Source organism: Mucilaginibacter sp., assembly GCF_041660805.1.
Taxonomy (GTDB): Bacteria; Bacteroidota; Bacteroidia; order Sphingobacteriales; family Sphingobacteriaceae; genus Mucilaginibacter.
The window spans coordinates 442,806-461,010 of the sequence record NZ_JBAZVP010000002.1 but is presented as its reverse complement, the minus strand read 5'-3'; the positions used below and the strand labels follow the sequence as shown (position 1 = coordinate 461,010).

Here is an 18,205-nt window from a genome sequence, read left to right as displayed (position 1 = left end):
TGCAGGCAATGGCGCTCGCTAAATTGCCCGTTTCCAAACAACTTGCTTATGCCTGCGGAATGATAGGCTGGAGCACCATGACCAATATTATTATTGTAATGCTGCCCTATTTTTACCTGCCTCCAAACAACGCGGGGTTAGTGCCGCTTATTCCCCAATTGCTTGTTTTCGGCATCTTTAATATCCTGTCGCTTATAACAGCTTCGGGCAGGTTAGTCGATGCTTTTTTTGATCCCTTTATTGCCTCTTTGAGTGATAAAAGCAATAATAAAAATGGCAGGCGCATCCCATATATGAAATGGGCTATTTTACCGGCTGTTGTTTTTTGCGCGCTCACTTTTTATCCCTGGGTAAAAGGCGAAAGTGTTCATAATGCATGGTGGCTTACGTTAACCCTCGTTTTCTTTTTTATGGGTGCCACAACCTATATCATTCCTTATAACGCCCTGCTACCTGAATTAACCAACACCGCTGCAGAAAGGGTGGAGTTATCGTCACTACAACAAGTAGGCTTTGTTATAGGTATTGTTCTGTCAGCCACGGTAAATAACTTTGCCAACCTCATAGAACACTATTTCAATATTACTGATCGTGATACTGCCGTGCAGTATACCATTTGGGGCATGGCCATTTTTTCGGGCTTAGTAATGCTGATCCCCATATTTTCTATCAAAGAAAGAGTATATTCCAATAGCAAACCGTCGCATTTACCCCTCTGGCCGGCCATCCGTAAAACGTTCCAGAACCGTAATTTTAAATACTATCTCATCTCTGATTTTTCGTACTATATGGCCCTGAGCATTATATCAAGCGGCTTATTGTTTTTTATAACCGTGCTGCTGCACCTGCCCGAATCTATGGGTGGTGCACTTATGGGGCTAATGGTAATAGTATCATTGATCTTTTATCCTTTAGTAAATTACCTGTCGAAAAAGATAGGGAAAAAACCTATTGTGTTATTCTCATTTGCAATGCTCAGCATCATATTTGTAGCCATATTTTTCCTGGGGAGACTACCCTTTAAGCCAACAACACAAATTTATATTTTGGTGTTAAGCGCATCTTTTCCGTTGGCATCACTTGGTATTTTACCCAATGCTATTCTTGCAGAAATTGCCCAGGATGATGCCCAACTCACCGGCGAAAATCGAGAGGGAATGTTCTTCGCTGTAAAATACCTGTTTGTGAAATTAGGGCAAACACTGGGTATAGCTTTATTTGCATTCCTTACCGTTTATGGTAAAGACCCTGGTAATGATTACGGTTTAAGGCTTAATGGTATTTGCGGCTGCGTACTTTGCTTGTTAGCCATTGTCTTCTTCAGCCGGTTCAGGGAAAAGGAAGCGAATTAACGAGGATCATGAATTCTACCTGGTTACAGTACTTATAAACCGCTCAACAACATAGGTAGAAAGCTGCCCGCTGGGGCCGTTAATATTATAATCAAACCCGTGAGTGGCCCATGGCAGCCTGAGCAAATAATGTTTTATATTATTTTGTTTAAGCTTTTCATTCAATTTAAGGCTATGTATGGGCGATACCAATACATCATTATCGCCATGTATAATAAGTGTGGGTACGGTTTGCTTATTTACAAACTCAATGGGCGAGCTGTCGGCATATTTTTGAGGCATCTTATCATAAGTACCACCAATATAGTTGCGCATAACCAATCGCGAATCCATAATTAACGGGTTTGATGGTACCGAATACCCCCAAACCATATCGGCAGGCCCATAAAAATCTACAACGCCTTTTAGTCCCGGTTCGGGATGGGTATAGGCAGAGAGCAGTGCTATCTGCGCACCTGCCGAGCGGCCCAATAAAACAAAGTTACTGGTATCAATACGCAGTTCATTTGTATGATTTTTGAGATAGGCAAACACTTCCTTAATATCCTCAACCGGTGCCGGTGTTTTATATTGAGGTGACATTCGATAATTGATGGCTGCCACATTATATCCTGCCGATGCCAGGTAGCTGTTCAGTTCGGGCAATTGCTTACTATCGCCACTACTCCATGAACCACCATGTACTACAACAACACATGGCCTTTTACCACCAACAACCGAGGGATAAAAATCTAAACTAAGCGGAGCATTTTTATCAGTGTTATATGTAATGGTTTTATAGTGAATCGCTGGTATTTTCTTGAAAAAATTAGAGAAATTTAGAGGTTTTTGGAGGTTATTACTCCCAATATTGGCGCTACCGGCACCAAAGGCAGCAGCAAAGTTTTGCTTTAATGTTGATGCAACTAAGTACGATCTGACAATTGGAGAACAAAATAATATCAAGGCCAGTATGCCAAATATATTTGACGCCATTTGGTATTTGTGCAGCCAGATACCGGTTACAAGTAAAAAGGCAACTACCGTTATAAATATTAACGGGAACTCGGTCACTATAACGGCAAGTAACCAAAGGTAATACGCAGGTGCTTCAAATACAGCTAATAAGGAGATAAGGAAAAAAAGTACAAGGAGGATCAGTCTTATCATGCGCGCGTTTTAAAATACAAGTTTGGCTTATTTTTTTGTATTATGAACAATAACTTTTCACATCAATTATGCGATTTTATCGTTCGTAATTAATTGAGTCGTGCACGTAAAATGCATAGCTTTGCCTGGCCACTGAAACTCCCAGCATGAAAAAACTAAAGCAAATTGTAAACGAAGTAAAAGACCGTATAGCAGAGCAAACCCCACCTGCACAGCTAACAGATTTGCTTTGGCAGTTAATATGTTATCCACCAAAAATGCCTTTGCGGTTGCAGCAGGAGCAGTTTTTAAACCAGGCCGAAACATTTAGCGTAACAGTTCATGATGAATATTTTACCAAAAAGGATTTGCAGATAAACGGTTTTAAATGGGGGAATGGCAAGCGTCGGGTTTTAATCACTCATGGCTGGGGATCAAAAGCGGCCGACTTTACCGAACTGATAGCCGCCCTGCAAGAAAATCCAAATCTGGAGATCATAACCTTTGATGCGCCCGCCAACGGCAGTTCGGATGGTGAGCTATCAAACTTTTTGTTATTTGTTGAAGCAGCTAAGGCAATCATTCAAAAAACAGGTGCACCCCATGTTGTTATTGGCCATTCTTTTGGTGCCATGGCAAATGTAGTAGCATTGAATGACCTGCATATTACGCCTTCATTATTGGTAAGCCTTACACCTTTTATATTACTAAAAGAGAACTTTATAAAAAGCATGACCACGGTGGGTGTCCCGGCGGATGCACAGGAAGCTTTTCTGCAGGATTTTGAAAGAAAATACAGTATACCCGCATCCTATTTTAATATGCCGGACCTATACAAGTTTGATGACAAACTAAATCACTGGCTGGCTTATGACGAACACGACATGATGTTGCCTTATAGCTATCTTAAAGAATTCCTGGAGGCGCATCCCACCATCCGCAGTCGTAATTATGATAATGTGGGGCATGAGCGCATTATTAAATCAGCACAGGTAATTAATAATGTGGTTGAAGAAGTAAATAAAGCGATAGCGAATTAATATATAACATGGACCAAACCACTTACGACGACCACATTTTTGAAAAAGAGATATATGCTGATAAGACAGTTCGCGGGCGCGAGTTTCAAAGCTGCACTTTCAGGAACTGCGATTTCTCAAACAGTACCTTTACCGGTAATAAATTTCTGGATTGCACTTTTGATGGCTGCAACCTATCCATGATCAAGCTGGATCAAACTACCTTAAATGATGTGGTTTTTAAAAACTGCAAAGTGCTGGGTGTAAACTTTAGCAAGTGTACCGATTTCCTGTTTAGCGTGGGGTTTGATAACTGCATCCTCGATTATTCATCCTTTATGGGCAAAAAAATGGTGAAGACCAAATTCGTAAAATCCACCTTAAAAGAGGTGAGTTTCTCGCAAACAGTCCTTACCGGCTCTGTATTCAGTGAAACAGATCTTACCAATGCCGTATTTAATAGAACTGACCTGAGTACAGTCAACTTTGTTACCGCCTTTAATTACGATATCGATCCGGAGCTCAACACCCTCAAAAAAGCTATTTTTTCGTCGCAAGGTTTAGAAGGATTGCTGACAAAACATCAAATAAAAGTGGTGTAGCCCTGCGGCGGGACGCCGCTTAATAGCCGTCACTCGGCTGGAGCCGAGCGACTATCTAAATTTTAACAACTCCGCCGTCGCTCGGCTCTTGCCGGGTGACCATTATTATAAGGCCTCTGGCCGCCACAAAAAAATCAATTGCACAAAAAAGCCGGGCATTTTACAATGCCCGGCTTTTTTGTGTTTCGGTAAATTATACCAGGTTCTTTTTAATGTAGCTGTAGCTTTTTGTAATGCTATCAAAGGGATCGCCGGGGCAAATATCCTGTTCGTTAAAGAAATATTGCATACCGGCAGTGCCTGCGTGTTTAAATATGTCTTTAAACGGAATAACACCATTACCAACTTCGGTAAACATTTGTTTTGGGGTGCTATCCATATCCTTTACATGCCATAGCGGGAAACGTCCCGGGTAACGGTTAAACATCGCTATCGGATCTTGTTTGGCTTTATACATCCAATAAAGATCCATTTCCATTTTTACCAATTTCGCGTCGGTAGAGTTCAGCAATATTTCATACGGAAGTTTGCCGTCTTCTTTAATAAATTCAAAATCGTGGTTGTGGTAGCACAACTGTATGCCGGCCTTTTTACAGATCTCGCCAGCCTTGTTCAATTTATCAGCGGTTTCTTTATAATGGGATAAGGTACCACGCTCACTATCCAGCAGATAAGCGCATACCATGTATTTAATGCCAACAGCTGCAGCATCATCAACCGCTTTTTGCCATTCATTAATTATCGTTCCTTTAGTAGTGGGCATCCCTTCGCCCAGCATATAGTGGCCGCTTGGGTTAATAAGACCGTTATCCTTTAACACCTTAGCATATTCGGCCGGTGCCATACCATAAAACTTCTGGGTACCTGTATAGGTCGCATTTTCTACAGAATTAAAACCCACCTGAGCCACTTTTGCAAGTGTACCCGTCGGGTCTTTTGCCATAGCATCGCGCACGGTATAAAGCTGTACGCCAATATATTTTTTGTTGCGCGCAAATAAGTTAGGTGCTACTAATAGCCCTGCAGATAGCACGGATGTGGTTTTCAGGAACGAACGTCTTGATGTCATTATCTGGTTATTTAATTTGGTTTGTGTAAAAGTAACGCATTGACTAATACAATCAAATAGACCAGATAAGTTTTACAAGGTTTAATTTGCAGCAGGCCTTGGTTTATTTCCCTTGTAACGGTTAGGCTTGCGGCGCTGGTCGTTCCTTGCTCCTCCGTGTGGTTGCTCCTGTCTAACCTGCTCAATACCCTTCAACTCTTCCGGAAGTTCCTTTAAGTTTATCGGTTTATCAATCAGCTGTTCAATGCTCTTTAACCTTTTCAGGTCGCGGTCATTTACAAAAGTTATAGCGGTACCTGTTGTGGCAGCACGCGCGGTACGGCCAATACGGTGTACATAATCTTCAGGATCGCCGGGTACATCATAATTCACTACCAGGTCAATGCCTTCCACATCAATACCCCTTGATAAAGCATCGGTACCAATAATAACAGGAAGCTTTTTATTTTTAAAACGGAGTAGAATTTCTTCCCGCTCGCCCTGTTGCAAATCAGAATGGAAAGCGGCTGCATCTACATGGGCATGCTTTAATTCTTTATATAATGATTTTACAATTTCCTTACGGGATGCAAAAATGATAGAGCTTGCATAAGCGCTATCTTTTAAAAGCATTTTAAGTAATGGTGTTTTCTGCTGATCATGCAAACGATAAATTTGCTGATCAATCCCGGCTGCAGGTTGTGACAGGGCAATGTTTATCTGCTGCGGATCTGTAAGGATGTTTTTAGCCAGCGTACGGATCCTTCCCGGCATAGTAGCCGAAAACAACAGCGTTTGCCTTTTCTTAGGCAGATAGCCTACAATGCGCATAATATCGTCAAAGAAACCCATGTCAAGCATACGGTCGGCCTCGTCAAGTACTAAATGGGTGATATCATTAAACTTTAAAACACCCGATGTTAGGTGAGCTATCAGCCTGCCTGGTGTGGCTATAATGATGTTTACATTGTTTACTATCCCACGGCGCTGCTGCTCATAGGCCATGCCATCGCCACCGCCAAAAACCGCCTGCGAGCTTATGCCTGTAAAGTATGCCAGGCCCTCCACTTGTTGGTCTATTTGCTGGGCCAGCTCCCGGGTTGGGGCAAGTACCAGGGCAGTGGTTTGGTGCTTATGCGTGTTGCTGATGTGGTTTAAAACCGGTAACAGATATGAGGCTGTTTTGCCGGTGCCTGTTTGCGCGCAGGCTATGAGGTCGTCGCCATTTAAAATAACCGGTATGGCCATTTGTTGTATGGGAGTTGGGGTGGTGTACCCCATGCTTAAAACGCCTTCGAGTAGTTGTTCGTTAAAATTGAAATCCTGAAATGTCACTATTTTGTTAAAATCTGACTTGCAAGATAGGCATTTAGTTATGTAAAACGATGTTTACTATGTAATGACAAGGTAAACTATATTTTTGGGCGCTGCCAAATGGGTATAATATAAAAAACAATACCGCTTGGTGGCTGTCATTATAGAACTTTTCAGGCACATGTGCCACAATATAATATGGATAAAACCTTACTTCGTTTTATATATATTGGTTCATTGTTTTTATTAATAACCAAAGCAAACAGTTATGCGGCTATTGCAGACACATCTGCACTTCATGGAGATACTATCAATAAAACTACCGTTACTAAACGCATACTTAACCGGGATTTTAATAGCATTTATCAGCAAAACCTAAGAACATCTTTCTTTGGACAGGAGTTTTTTCAGCCAGAAAAAACACAGCTTGCAGCAGATGTTATTGCTAACTTTGTTATTTTTAACACGCCTAAATCCCGTTTTTTTTTCAATGCCTTTGCCCGTATCAAGATCAGGTTACTGGCTACGCGCGGCGCCCCGGTAAAATCTCCAAGCTATATGCCCGGCGGCGTTTTATATACAAGGGTAAATGATGATCGGTTTAATCCAAAGTTTTTATCTCTGGGTTATACCCACCATTCTAATGGGGTACGCGGGCCTACCATACTTCCTGATGGCAGCTTTAATGTAGATAGCGGCAAGTTCTCAACTAATTTTTACACACTTAATTACACCACAGGCAGGCGTACCGATAAGATAAATAGAATAATTAACCGTTATACAACTCTTGGGGTCGAAATTCATTCAGGTTTGTTTGGCAAGGGGGTTGCAGAAGGGTTAACGGGCCGTTATGGCTTTGTAAGAATTAACGGAACTTATTTATACAACCTCGCAAAAAGAGATCCCGACCCTATAAAAACCAATAGTTGGGTATTTAATAACTGGCAGCGTATACAATTTGATTTTACTTATATAGCCGATAAGTACAATGATTACAACGCCTTTAACTTTAAAAAACGACTAAACGTTAGTTTGAAATATTATTATCACCTGCCTTTTCTTAAAGATGTATCTATCATGGCAGGAGGCGGTTATCGCGGGCAGGATGATTATAATTTCTCTTTTCAACAAAGCTATGGATATGCCACTGTGGGGCTATCGTCAGGGCTATCTTTCATGATCAACAAAAATTAGATCTTAAAGATAAAATGAAAAGGCCGTTCGGGCCAACCGCCTATCTGCTGTCTGAATATTTTCGCCAGCCACGTAAAAATCTTGATTGATAATATACTGTTTATACCATCAATCAAAAATTATCCTACATTTACTTTTCCTATTTTAACCATTCAGCGCACCTATGCGCTGTAAAATTTTACATACTATGAAAAAATTATTGCTAAGCGCATTAGCTTTTACAGCATTCACTTATTCGGCCTTTGCACAAGCCGGCAAAACACAAAACTTATTTGATGGTAAAACCACAAAAGGATGGCATGGCTACCTTCGTACCGATGCAGGCCCATGGTCTGTAGTTGATGGCGCGTTGCAGTTAGATCCTAAAGCCCCTAATCAGACTGATCTGGTAACTGATGGCGAATACGAGAACTATGAGCTAACATTAGACTGGAAAATTGCCGAAGGAGGTAATAGTGGTGTTATATTTGGCGTGCATGAGGATTCTACTTTAAAGGCTACTTATGCAAGCGGTATTGAAATGCAGGTTTTAGATAACGTAAAAGCTCCGGACAATAAAAAAGCTAATCACCTGGCCGGTTCTTTATATGATATGAAAGCCGCTCCTGCTACTGCTGCAAAACCAGCCGGACAGTGGAACTCGGTTAAATTACGTAAAGACAATGGGCACCTAACTTTTTGGCTAAACGGAACAGAAGTAGTTAATGTACAAATGGGTAGCCCCGAGTGGCAGGAACTGCTAAACAATAGTAAATTCAAAACATGGAAAGACTTTGCTAAATACCCTAAAGGCCGTATAGCATTGCAGGAACATGGCGCTGTTGTAGCTTTTAAAAACATAAAAATTAAACAACTATAAACCTAACCCACGCAAATATTTATAGTTCGACATATATTTTATTAAATGGAAGATTTACAGATCAAAAAATCAGCCACCACTTATGATGTGGTTATTGTAGGCTCCGGCGCAGGTGGTGGTATGGCCGGTTATGTTTTGGCAAATGCCGGCATTAAAGTTTTAATGCTGGAGGCAGGCGCTTTCTTTGACCCTAAAACAGATTCACACCAATTAAAATGGGCATGGGAATCTGCCCGTCGCGGAGCAGGTACAACCCGCCCGTTTGGTGATTTTGATGCAGCCTACGGCGGCTGGGAACTGGAGGGCGAACCTTACACCACTAAAGACAAAACAGAGTTTTATTGGTTCCGCGCGCGTATGCTGGGCGGGCGTACTAATCACTGGGGGCGTATATCCCTCCGCATGGGGCCCGAAGATTTTAAACCAAAAGATGGCCTTACAGACCCATGGCCAATAACCTATGAAGAGGTTAAACCTTATTATGATAAGGTAGACCGCATGATAGGCATTTACGGTACTGTTGAAAATATTGAAAGTGAACCGGATGGTATCTTTTTGCCTCCGCCTAAGCCACGCTTAAATGAACTATTCATTAAGCAGGGGGCTACTAAGGCTGGGGTTAAAGTAATTACCGGCCGTGGTTCGGTTTTAACTGAGGCTTTACCTAATAATAAAGACCGTGGCGCTTGCTTCTTTTGCGGGCAATGCGGCCGTAGCTGTAAGGTTTATGGCGATTTCTCGGCTTCATCATGTTTAGTTATCCCGGCCATTAAAACTGGTAACCTAAAAGTGATTACCAATGCCATGGTGCGCGAGATCCTTACCGACAAAAACGGATTGGCAACCGGTGTATCATACGTTAACAGAGATGATATGCAGGAATACCAGGTAAACGCCAAAACGGTAGTGCTTGGTGCCAGCGCAGGCGAATCTGCCCGTATACTGCTTAACTCTAAGTCGGCTGCTCATCCGGGTGGTTTGGCTAACAGCAGCGGTGTAGTAGGTAAATACCTGCATGATTCTACCGGCTCCTCAGCCGGCGGCTTTCTTCCGCAGTTAATGGACCGCAAACGCTATAACGAAGATGGTGTAGGCAGTGTTCACATTTACTCGCCATGGTGGCTTGATAATAAAAAACTAAACTTCCCGCGTGGCTACCATATTGAATATGGCGGCGGTATGCACATGCCATCATACGGTTTTGGCGGCGGCATACAGAATATGAACGGCGCTGTACCGGGCCGCGATGGTAAAAAGAAAGATGGCGGTGGTTATGGCGCAGCGCTTAAAGATGATTATCGCCGCTTTTTTGGCACCCAGGTAGGCATGGCTGGCCGTGGTACTGCCATTGCCCGTGCCGATAATTATTGCGAGATAGACCCTAATGTGGTTGATAAATATGGTATCCCGGTTTTGCGTTTCCACTATAAATGGACCAATGACGAGATAAACCAGGCTAAGCACATGCAGGAAACTTTCCAGGAGGTTTTACACGGAATGGGCGCCATTTATGGCACAATGCAAGGCCCCGAAACCAATTATGGTTTGGAGGCCCCGGGTAAAATTATCCATGAGGTAGGTACCATCCGTATGGGCGATGATCCTAAAAAATCAGCATTGAACAAATGGTGCCAGGCGCATGATTGCAAGAACCTTTTTGTGGTTGATGCCGCTCCGTTTGTACAGCAAGGCGATAAAAATGCCACCTGGACTATCCTGGCCCTATCAATGCGCACAGCAGAATATATATTACAACAACGTAAAAAACTTAATGTATAACGCATCATGAACAGACGCGACACACTCAAAGCAATAGGTTTAGGTACTGTTTCAACAGGTTTACTGCTTAATGGCTGCAAACCAGGCGAAAAAACCACACCAGATACAGCAACAGCAAAAACAGAGGCCGTTCCCGGCCGTATGCCCGAAGAAGTAGAACGGGAGAAAAAGCTGATGGCTGATAAGTACTTTACCGAGCACGAAATGGCAACCATTACGGTACTGGCAGATATTATTATCCCTAAAGATGAAAAATCAGGCAGTGCAAGTGATGCCAAGGTGCCCGATTTTATTGAATTCATTGTAAAAGATATTCCAAACCATAAGCTGCCAATGCGCGGCGGACTTAAATGGGTTGATCTGTATTGCCTTAACCATTATGGCAAAGCTTTTATAGCCTGTAGCCACGCGCAGCAAATTGAACTGATAGACCAAATAGCCTACCCCTCTAAAGCCAAAGCAGAAATGCAGCAGGGTGTAGCATTCTTTAACCGCATGCGCGACTTAACAGCTTCGGGCTTTTACAGTACCGAAATGGGCACTAAGGATATTGGTTACGTAGGTAATGCCCCCAATAAATGGGAAGGCGTACCCTTAGATGTTTTGAAGCAATATGGCATGGAGAACGTTAAGATCTAAGCCATCTTCATTTTATATACAAAAAGCTGTCCTTTAATTAAGGGACAGCTTTTTTGTATTTGGAGACATTTAGTGCGCAATAAGTTATAGCTACGCCTCCAAATAAAAAAAATGAACTAAATTGTACCACCTTTATAAAAACCAATGTACTTTCTTATATCGAAGCTATTTGTAATACTTATATACCCGTTTACATGGGTGTTGGCTTTGCTATTATATGCTGTTTTTTGCAAAAATGCACGACGGAAGCAAAAACTACTGATAACGGGTGTTGCATTGCTTTACATTTTTGGCAATTCGTTACTCATTAAACTTTTTGCCCGGATGTGGGACGCAGACACTTACCCGCCAACAACTAAAACGTATAGCAGTATTATTGTATTGGGTGGCTTTGTATCTGAAGGCGAAGATGGGAAAGGTATATTTAACCAAAGTGCCGATAGGTTTATACAGGCTACAAAACTATTAACTAACCACAATGCATCGCACTTGCTGTTTACCGGCGGCAATGCCGATATTAAACCCGGCAAATTTAGGGAAGGCTATTTTGTTAGGGCTGAATTGAAGAAAATGCACTTTGCAGACAGCACCATACTTATTGAGAGCCAGGCACGTAACACAATAGAAAATGCATTATTCTCAAAAAAACTATTGGATCAGGCCAATTTAAAGCCTCCTTATATTTTGGTAACATCAGCATTTCACATGCGCCGTTCATTGCTTATATTTAAAAAAGCCGGGGTTGATGTTGTTCCCTACCCTTGCGATTACATTATAAAAGGAAAATTAGCCTTTAGCGATCTTTTGCCTAATGCAGATGCTTTTGGCCTATGGAGCAGATATATAAAAGAAATTGTAGGCTATATAGCGGCTTACTTTAAACGAATTTAATAATATGAATAAAACATCTATACTACTATTTTGCTGCATATTTTATTTGCAGGCAACTATCGCCCAAACAAAAAAAACAACATCTGGTAACCCGGTTTTTGAGGGTTGGTACGCTGATCCGGAGGCTACTATTTTTGGCAAGCAATATTGGATCTATCCAACTTACTCCGCTAAATACAATCAGCAGGTACATTTTGATGCATTCTCTTCACCCGACCTGGTAAACTGGACCAAACACGATAACGTGCTTGATTCATCAAACGTGAAATGGGCTAAACGTGCCATGTGGGCCCCCGCGCTGGTAAAAAAAGACGGTAAGTATTATTTCTTCTTTGGGGCTAATGATATTCAAAACGATAATGAAAAAGGCGGCATTGGCATAGCTGTGGCAGATAAACCCGAAGGGCCTTTTAAAGATTATTTAGGCAAACCTTTGATTGATAAAATAGTTAACGGTGCACAGCCAATTGATCAGTTTGTGTTTAAAGATAGCGATGGCCAGTACTATATTATTTATGGCGGATGGGGCCACTGTAACATCGCGAAGCTTAAAAATGATTTTACCGGCCTTGTTCCGTTTGCTGATGGTACAACTTTCCGTTCTATAACCCCTGAAGGTTATGTAGAGGGGCCGGTAATGTTTACCCGTAAAGGCAAATACTACTTTATGTGGTCTGAAGGCGGTTGGACCGGCCCTGATTACCGGGTAGCTTATGCTATTGGCAACAGTATTAATGGCCCGTTTAAAAAGATAGGTACCGTGCTTAAGCAAGACCCGGCTGTTGCAACAGGCGCGGGGCATCACTCTGTGATACAGGTGCCGGGCAAGGATGAGTGGTATATTATTTACCATCGCCGCCCATTAACAGAAACTGATGCTAACCACCGTGTAACCTGTATTGATAAAATGGTATTTGATGCTAACGGCTTAATACAACCAGTACATATTACTAACCAGGGTGTTACCGCAAGACAACTGAAATAATATGTAAACATTTGTGAAAAGGACATACCATATCGTATTTTTTTTAATTGCTGTGGTGGCAACTAAAAATACGTTTGGGCAAAATGGGGGACCAAATTTTTATGCCCCTCTGCCACAGGTTTATACTTCTGGTCAAACCATAACACCTTTATTACCCGAATACAGAAATGGCAGCAGCCTTGTACCTGCAACCGTTTTTGGCCAGGTAACTACACTTGCCGGTAACAATACACCTGCTTTAGTTAACGGAGCAGGTATACAAGCAAGTTTTAATTCGCCGCAGGATGTACAGATTGGCCCCGATGGTAATTTTTATGTGGCAGATGCCGGCAACCATGTTATACGCCAAATAACCCCGGCCGGGGTAGTAAGCACTTATGCAGGAACGGGTGCATCCGGCCATGCCGATGGGCAAAGGAATGCTGCTCGATTTAAGTCGCCGGCCCGAATTGCCTTTGATGCGGCAGGCAACATGTTTATAACCGACAGGGAAGATCAAACTGTAAGGAAGATAACCCCGGCCGGCGTTGTAAGTACTTATGCCGGCATATCCGGCACTTATGGAAAAACCAACAATACTTTTAGTGGACCGGTAGGTATAACCATTGATGCCGAGGGGCACATTTATATTGCAGACTCGGGTAACGGCCTGATAAGAGAGGCACATGATGGATCTATTACACCTTTTGCAGGTGGAGGTATTAAGACGGGCATTTTTGGAGATGGAACGGGCCCTGACGCAAGCTTTAGCAACCCAATGGGTATTACCACCGGTATTGACGGAAACTATTATGTTGCGCAAGCCGGAAGCGAGGCCGTTATCAGGCAGCTTACCCCTGCGCCCGAGGTATACACCATTGCAGGCTCACCGCTTTATGGGGATTGGGATGGCGGTGGCCTGGCATCCCGTTTTTCGCATCCTACCGCAATTGCTACAGATAAATACGGTACTTTCTTTATTACAGATGAGGGCAACCACCTTATCCGCCGGATGACAGCTAACTTTAGCGTAAGCACCATAGCAGGTGTAAGCGGCGGGGCCGGCTATGTTGATGCCATAGGCAGACAAGCTAAATTTAATAAGCCGGCCGGCCTTTGTGTAGATGAAATTGGTAATATATATGTTGCCGATGCCGGAAATAACCGGATCCGTGTAATTGTTAATACCGGTTTTTTGCTGGTTGGCGATCTGCCGCCGGGCCTGAATTTTGACAGTACTACCGGGAAAATTAGCGGAACACCAACTACACCCGGAGTTTACCAGGTTTCTATAATTGGCTATAATGCCTACGGTGCCAGGGGCTACACTGTTTACATGCAGGTAAATAATGCTGCAAGGTTGCCTCAGGTTATTAACTTTCCGCCCTTGCCTGTTAAAAAAGAAACCGATGTTGATTTTGCCCCCGGTGCAGTAGCAACGCCGCCACAGTCTGTTACCGGTTTAGATATCACCTATACCAGCAGTGATGAAAGTATTGCAAGTATTGCCGATGGTAAAATACATATACTTGGGTTTGGAACAGTTATTATTACCGCCCATTTAAACGGAAACTCTTTTTATGAGGATGCGGTGCCCGTTTCACAGCAATTGGTAATAAGCGAGGTACCCATAGTATATGCCACGCCTACTATTACGCCTAAACCGCCGGAGATTTTTGTTCCGCTTGGTGATAACCAAACAGCTACTGCTACTATAGATGAATTGGCAACAGTTTCTACTGCGCCACCTGGTTTTCAGCCTGTTGTAATTAAACTAATTAATAATGTGTTTACCTGCGCGCAGATAGGCCCGCAAAAAGTTACCGTAAAAGCAGGTTATGGGCCCGATCCTGCAGACCCGCTAAATGCGGAGTTTAACCAGCCTACAGGTATCACATATGATAAATCTACCGGTAATCTATATATTTCAGATTTGGGCAACAAGGCCATCAGAAAAATAGAGGCATCTACCGGGAGGGTTACAACACTTGCGGGCGGCGTGGCAACCGGTAATGTTGATGGACAAGGTAAAAACGCACGGTTTGGCTCGGGCTTGTTTTCAATCACAAATGACGCACAAGGCAACATTTATGTGTGTGATAAACTTAATTATACCATCCGCAAAATAACACCACAGGGTTTGGTTACCACCATTGGTACCGAAGCGTTAACTGAATATAATGATACCGACCCTTATGAAGAGCAGGCAATTGCTGTTGATAATGCCGGATTCATTTATTTAGCCTATGATACCCGTATTGTTAAAATAAGCCCCGATGGGCTCACAGTAACACCTTTTGCAGGCAGTTTTGTAGCCAACAACCTGCCTAACAATGATGGAGTAGGGACAGCAGCTGGTTTTAGCGGGATAAGAGCCATGGCATTTGATAAAAACGGCGACCTGTATGTTTGCAGCTCTGATAATAAAGATATCCGGTCTATCCGTAAGGTAACACCTGCCGGTGTAGTTACTACCCTATACCGGACACGGGACTTTGTGATGCGTTTTACCGGAATAGCTATTGATAGCCACGGCACTGTTTTTGCATCATCAACCACACACCTCATTTATAAATTCACTCCAAATACTTCTAATGATCCCAATAATCCTAATTGGAATATTGCCACCTTTGCCGGCAGTGATGTTGGTTTTGCAGACGGCACCGGCACTGCAGCAAAGTTTAATACCCCGCAAAGCATAACCATAGACCCTAACGATAATATTTACGTTGCCGATTCTTATAATCACCTGATAAGAAAAGTTACACCTGCCGGGGTGGTAACTACAATTGCTGCCAATGGTACTTCGGGATACGTTGATAATACCAGCGTTAGTAATGCCAGGGTTGTAGATATCCCTGTTACTGTTACCAGCCCTATTAAAATTGCTGCTCATGATGATGTAATCATTCCGGTATCACCATCATGCGTTGCTGTTATGCCAGATTACACGGCGACTGCAAATGCTATAAGCTATTGCACGCCTAATGTAACTGTAACCCAATCGCCGGCAGCTGGTACACCTATGGCCATAGGCGTACCGGTAACGGTTACTTTAACTGCAAATGATGACCTGAGTGTGAATGACAGGGCAACCGTGTCATTTAAGGTTACGCCCAATTCAGCATCGCCGCCAACAATAAAAATAACCCCGGAAAACCTTGATTCATGTGACGGGCTTCCCATTACGTTTAATGCTGTGGTAACAAACGCAGGAACAAACCCAACTTATCAGTGGCAGGTAAATGGAATAACTGTATTTTCAGGAGGTGCAGAATATACAACCACTACACTGGCAACGGGAGATAAAATTACCTGTATTGTTACTAATAATGATGGCTGCGCACCGGTATCGGCCACGTCAAATCAGGCAAACATAATAACCGTTCATCCTGCGGTAAATCCAACTATTTCAATTGCACCGTCAACTACAGAAGCCATTTGCCCCGGGAGCCTTATCAGGTTTACTGCAACCACTACCAATATACAGGCCGGCCAAAACCCCACTTATCAATGGCAGGTAAATAATGCAATTTCGGGTGCAAATAACCCAATATTTGAGAGTACCACACTAAATAATGGCGATTTAGTAACCTGTACAGTAATTAGCGGGGGTGGATGTGTAATAAACCCTATCGTCCAGTCTAACACCTTTATTGCGCAGGTTAAAACAGAAGCCGAATGTGCTATAACCATTACCAATACATTTACCCCTAACGGTGATGGTATTAATGATTTTTGGAACCTGCCTGTTCTGCAAAGCTACCCAACCTGCAGCGTTTTAATTTATACCAGGTATGGTAAGTTAATATACCAATCCATTGGTTACAGTAAACCCTGGGATGGTGTTTATAATGGCAGTAATTTAGCTGCCGGTACTTATTACTATGTTATAGATACCAAAACCGGCAAGAAGCCCCTGTCTGGCTCTGTCACCATTTTGAGATAAAAAAACAGCCACAAGCTTTATGCCTATGGCTGTCTGAAAAAAATAAACCCATTTAAGGTTATACAACTTTCATATTAACCGGGTCCCATTTAATAAGGCGGTTGCTAAAATAACTATCATTACAAAGCAGCGCCGGTGCGGCGGCCCTAAAACCAAATTCCGCGTCTTCAACAACCGGTGTGCCATTACGTATGGCATCCATAAAGTTGGCAAAGTGCTCGTTTGATGCGTTATAGCCTTCCGGCGCACGATAAGTGATATCCTGGAACCGTGGCCTTGTTTTTTGGGCATCTGTATAATGCTTGTTATAATCATCCATCAAAGCCTTTTGCTGGGCCTCTGTATATGTATATAACGAATCCCAGCCGCCAATGCTTGGCGCTTCTGCCATTTTGTTTTTGCGTATTGTGAAGCTATTATCACCATCCAGATCCATCACCCCTTCAGAGCCAACTATCTTGGTTGTGCTGTGGTCACCCTCGCCGCTAATAAAGTTAACGCGTAATGTTACCTGAAAAGCCGGGTGCTCCTTAGTCTCGCCATAATGGATCACGGCACTCATCACATCGGGTACGTTGCGGCCATCTTTCCAGTAGGCAATATCGCCTATTGAATAAATCCTTTCCGGGCCTTTTGAGCTGGTTATAAAATGAATACCACTCAACAAATGCACAAATAAATCTCCGGCAACACCTGTACCATATTCCCGATAATTCCTCCAACGGAAAAACCGGTTCTTATCATAATCATGCTTCACTTTAACGTTAGACTGGAAACGGGCCCAGTCTACCGTTTGTACAGATTGATCAAACGGGATGGTATATTGCCATGCCCCCAAGGCATCCTGGCGGTTAAAAGATGCTTCAATAGAGTTGATTTTACCAATAGCGCCGGATTCATACATTTCTTTAGCTTTTTTGTAAGCAATACTGCTCACCCTTTGGCTGCCCACCTGGAAAACCATCCTGGTATCTTTTTGCACTTTTATTTCGGCAAGGCCCTGGCTTATTTTGTGCACCATTGGCTTTTCGCTGTATACCGCTTTACCTTTATGCATAGCATCAATAGCAACCTGGCTGTGCCAGTTATCACTGGTAGCAATTATTACTGCATCAACATCTTTACGTTCCAATATTTCGCGATAATCCATAGTAGTATACAGGTTAGCGCCGTAAACCTCTTTGGCCCTGTCCAACCGGCCTTTGTACAAATCGCACACACCTACCAGCTCAACTCCCGGCACACTTAAGGCGGCGCGGGTATCATTAAATCCCATAATTCCCATACCTATAGTGGCAATCCGGATCTTATCGTTCGGAGTGATCCTTTTTTCGGCACGCAGTGTCCTTATTTCGTTTTCTTCTTTAGCTGCTAAGCTGGTTAGCGAGGCAGAGGTCAGTAAAACTGAAGTGCCCAGGTGTTTTAAAAATTTCCTACGATCGGTCGACATGGTTTTTTAGTTAGTTA

14 protein-coding genes are annotated in these 18,205 nt (G+C 42.9%); 10 read left to right on the top strand and 4 right to left on the bottom strand.

Annotated elements, in window-relative coordinates:
* Positions 1 to 8: 8 nt before the first annotated feature.
* Positions 9 to 1,352: an MFS transporter gene (locus WC743_RS05135; RefSeq protein ID WP_373010753.1), complete on the top strand. Its 1,344-nt coding sequence runs from the start codon at positions 9 to 11 to the stop codon at positions 1,350 to 1,352.
* A gap of 15 nt (positions 1,353 to 1,367) precedes the next feature.
* Here the strand turns inward: WC743_RS05135 and WC743_RS05130 are convergent, their stop codons facing one another.
* A complete protein-coding gene (locus tag WC743_RS05130) occupies positions 1,368 to 2,501 on the bottom strand; it encodes an alpha/beta hydrolase fold domain-containing protein (RefSeq protein ID WP_373010751.1) in 1,134 nt (377 codons plus the stop codon).
* 146 nt (positions 2,502 to 2,647) lie between these two features.
* Here WC743_RS05130 and WC743_RS05125 point away from each other — a divergent pair, with 146 nt between their 5' ends.
* Together WC743_RS05125 and WC743_RS05120 are read left to right on the top strand one after the other, a co-directional pair.
* Positions 2,648 to 3,520, top strand: coding sequence for an alpha/beta fold hydrolase (locus WC743_RS05125; protein ID WP_373010750.1), 873 nt, complete (start codon positions 2,648 to 2,650; stop codon positions 3,518 to 3,520).
* Between the two features lie 8 nt (positions 3,521 to 3,528).
* Complete coding sequence (locus WC743_RS05120) at positions 3,529 to 4,101, top strand: pentapeptide repeat-containing protein (protein WP_373010749.1); 573 nt, start codon at positions 3,529 to 3,531, stop codon at positions 4,099 to 4,101.
* 193 nt (positions 4,102 to 4,294) lie between these two features.
* Here the strand turns inward: WC743_RS05120 and WC743_RS05115 are convergent, their stop codons facing one another.
* A complete protein-coding gene (locus WC743_RS05115) occupies positions 4,295 to 5,170 on the bottom strand; it encodes a sugar phosphate isomerase/epimerase family protein (RefSeq protein ID WP_373010748.1) in 876 nt (291 codons plus the stop codon).
* 81 nt (positions 5,171 to 5,251) lie between these two features.
* Positions 5,252 to 6,484, bottom strand: coding sequence for a DEAD/DEAH box helicase (locus WC743_RS05110; RefSeq protein ID WP_373010747.1), 1,233 nt, complete (start codon positions 6,482 to 6,484; stop codon positions 5,252 to 5,254).
* Between the two features lie 177 nt (positions 6,485 to 6,661).
* Here WC743_RS05110 and WC743_RS05105 point away from each other — a divergent pair, with 177 nt between their 5' ends.
* From WC743_RS05105 to WC743_RS05075, 7 genes are all read left to right on the top strand, one after another.
* Positions 6,662 to 7,657: a hypothetical protein gene (locus WC743_RS05105; RefSeq protein ID WP_373010746.1), complete on the top strand. Its 996-nt coding sequence runs from the start codon at positions 6,662 to 6,664 to the stop codon at positions 7,655 to 7,657.
* A gap of 187 nt (positions 7,658 to 7,844) precedes the next feature.
* The gene (locus WC743_RS05100) at positions 7,845 to 8,516 is read left to right on the top strand and encodes a DUF1080 domain-containing protein (protein ID WP_373010745.1); all 672 of its coding nucleotides are present in this window, start codon (positions 7,845 to 7,847) and stop codon (positions 8,514 to 8,516) included.
* 45 nt (positions 8,517 to 8,561) lie between these two features.
* The gene (locus tag WC743_RS05095) at positions 8,562 to 10,295 is read left to right on the top strand and encodes a GMC family oxidoreductase (protein WP_373010744.1); all 1,734 of its coding nucleotides are present in this window, start codon (positions 8,562 to 8,564) and stop codon (positions 10,293 to 10,295) included.
* Between the two features lie 6 nt (positions 10,296 to 10,301).
* A complete protein-coding gene (locus WC743_RS05090) occupies positions 10,302 to 10,934 on the top strand; it encodes a gluconate 2-dehydrogenase subunit 3 family protein (RefSeq protein WP_373010743.1) in 633 nt (210 codons plus the stop codon).
* Positions 10,935 to 11,078: 144 nt separating this feature from the next.
* Positions 11,079 to 11,825 (top strand): YdcF family protein, encoded by a 747-nt coding sequence (locus tag WC743_RS05085; protein ID WP_373010742.1) that lies wholly within the window; start codon positions 11,079 to 11,081, stop codon positions 11,823 to 11,825.
* 4 nt (positions 11,826 to 11,829) lie between these two features.
* Positions 11,830 to 12,810, top strand: coding sequence for a glycoside hydrolase family 43 protein (locus WC743_RS05080; protein WP_373010741.1), 981 nt, complete (start codon positions 11,830 to 11,832; stop codon positions 12,808 to 12,810).
* A gap of 13 nt (positions 12,811 to 12,823) precedes the next feature.
* Positions 12,824 to 16,738: a gliding motility-associated C-terminal domain-containing protein gene (locus WC743_RS05075; RefSeq protein WP_373010740.1), complete on the top strand. Its 3,915-nt coding sequence runs from the start codon at positions 12,824 to 12,826 to the stop codon at positions 16,736 to 16,738.
* A 58-nt stretch (positions 16,739 to 16,796) separates the two neighbouring features.
* On the opposite strand, the gene WC743_RS05070 is transcribed toward WC743_RS05075, so the two are convergent.
* Positions 16,797 to 18,188, bottom strand: a complete 1,392-nt coding sequence (locus tag WC743_RS05070; RefSeq protein WP_373010739.1) for a Gfo/Idh/MocA family protein — start codon at positions 18,186 to 18,188, stop codon at positions 16,797 to 16,799.
* Between the last annotated feature and the right edge of the window lie 17 nt (positions 18,189 to 18,205).

Excerpts from the sequence above, each read along its gene's own strand:
- WC743_RS05135 (WP_373010753.1), top strand. The coding sequence starts at position 9 with ATGGCGCTCGCTAAATTGCCCGTTTCCAAACAACTTGCTTATGCCTGC.
- WC743_RS05130 (WP_373010751.1), bottom strand. The coding sequence starts at position 2,501 with ATGATAAGACTGATCCTCCTTGTACTTTTTTTCCTTATCTCCTTATTA.
- WC743_RS05125 (WP_373010750.1), top strand. The coding sequence starts at position 2,648 with ATGAAAAAACTAAAGCAAATTGTAAACGAAGTAAAAGACCGTATAGCA.
- WC743_RS05120 (WP_373010749.1), top strand. The coding sequence starts at position 3,529 with ATGGACCAAACCACTTACGACGACCACATTTTTGAAAAAGAGATATAT.
- WC743_RS05115 (WP_373010748.1), bottom strand. The coding sequence starts at position 5,170 with ATGACATCAAGACGTTCGTTCCTGAAAACCACATCCGTGCTATCTGCA.
- WC743_RS05105 (WP_373010746.1), top strand. The coding sequence starts at position 6,662 with ATGGATAAAACCTTACTTCGTTTTATATATATTGGTTCATTGTTTTTA.
- WC743_RS05100 (WP_373010745.1), top strand. The coding sequence starts at position 7,845 with ATGAAAAAATTATTGCTAAGCGCATTAGCTTTTACAGCATTCACTTAT.
- WC743_RS05095 (WP_373010744.1), top strand. The coding sequence starts at position 8,562 with ATGGAAGATTTACAGATCAAAAAATCAGCCACCACTTATGATGTGGTT.
- WC743_RS05090 (WP_373010743.1), top strand. The coding sequence starts at position 10,302 with ATGAACAGACGCGACACACTCAAAGCAATAGGTTTAGGTACTGTTTCA.
- WC743_RS05085 (WP_373010742.1), top strand. The coding sequence starts at position 11,079 with ATGTACTTTCTTATATCGAAGCTATTTGTAATACTTATATACCCGTTT.
- WC743_RS05080 (WP_373010741.1), top strand. The coding sequence starts at position 11,830 with ATGAATAAAACATCTATACTACTATTTTGCTGCATATTTTATTTGCAG.
- WC743_RS05070 (WP_373010739.1), bottom strand. The coding sequence starts at position 18,188 with ATGTCGACCGATCGTAGGAAATTTTTAAAACACCTGGGCACTTCAGTT.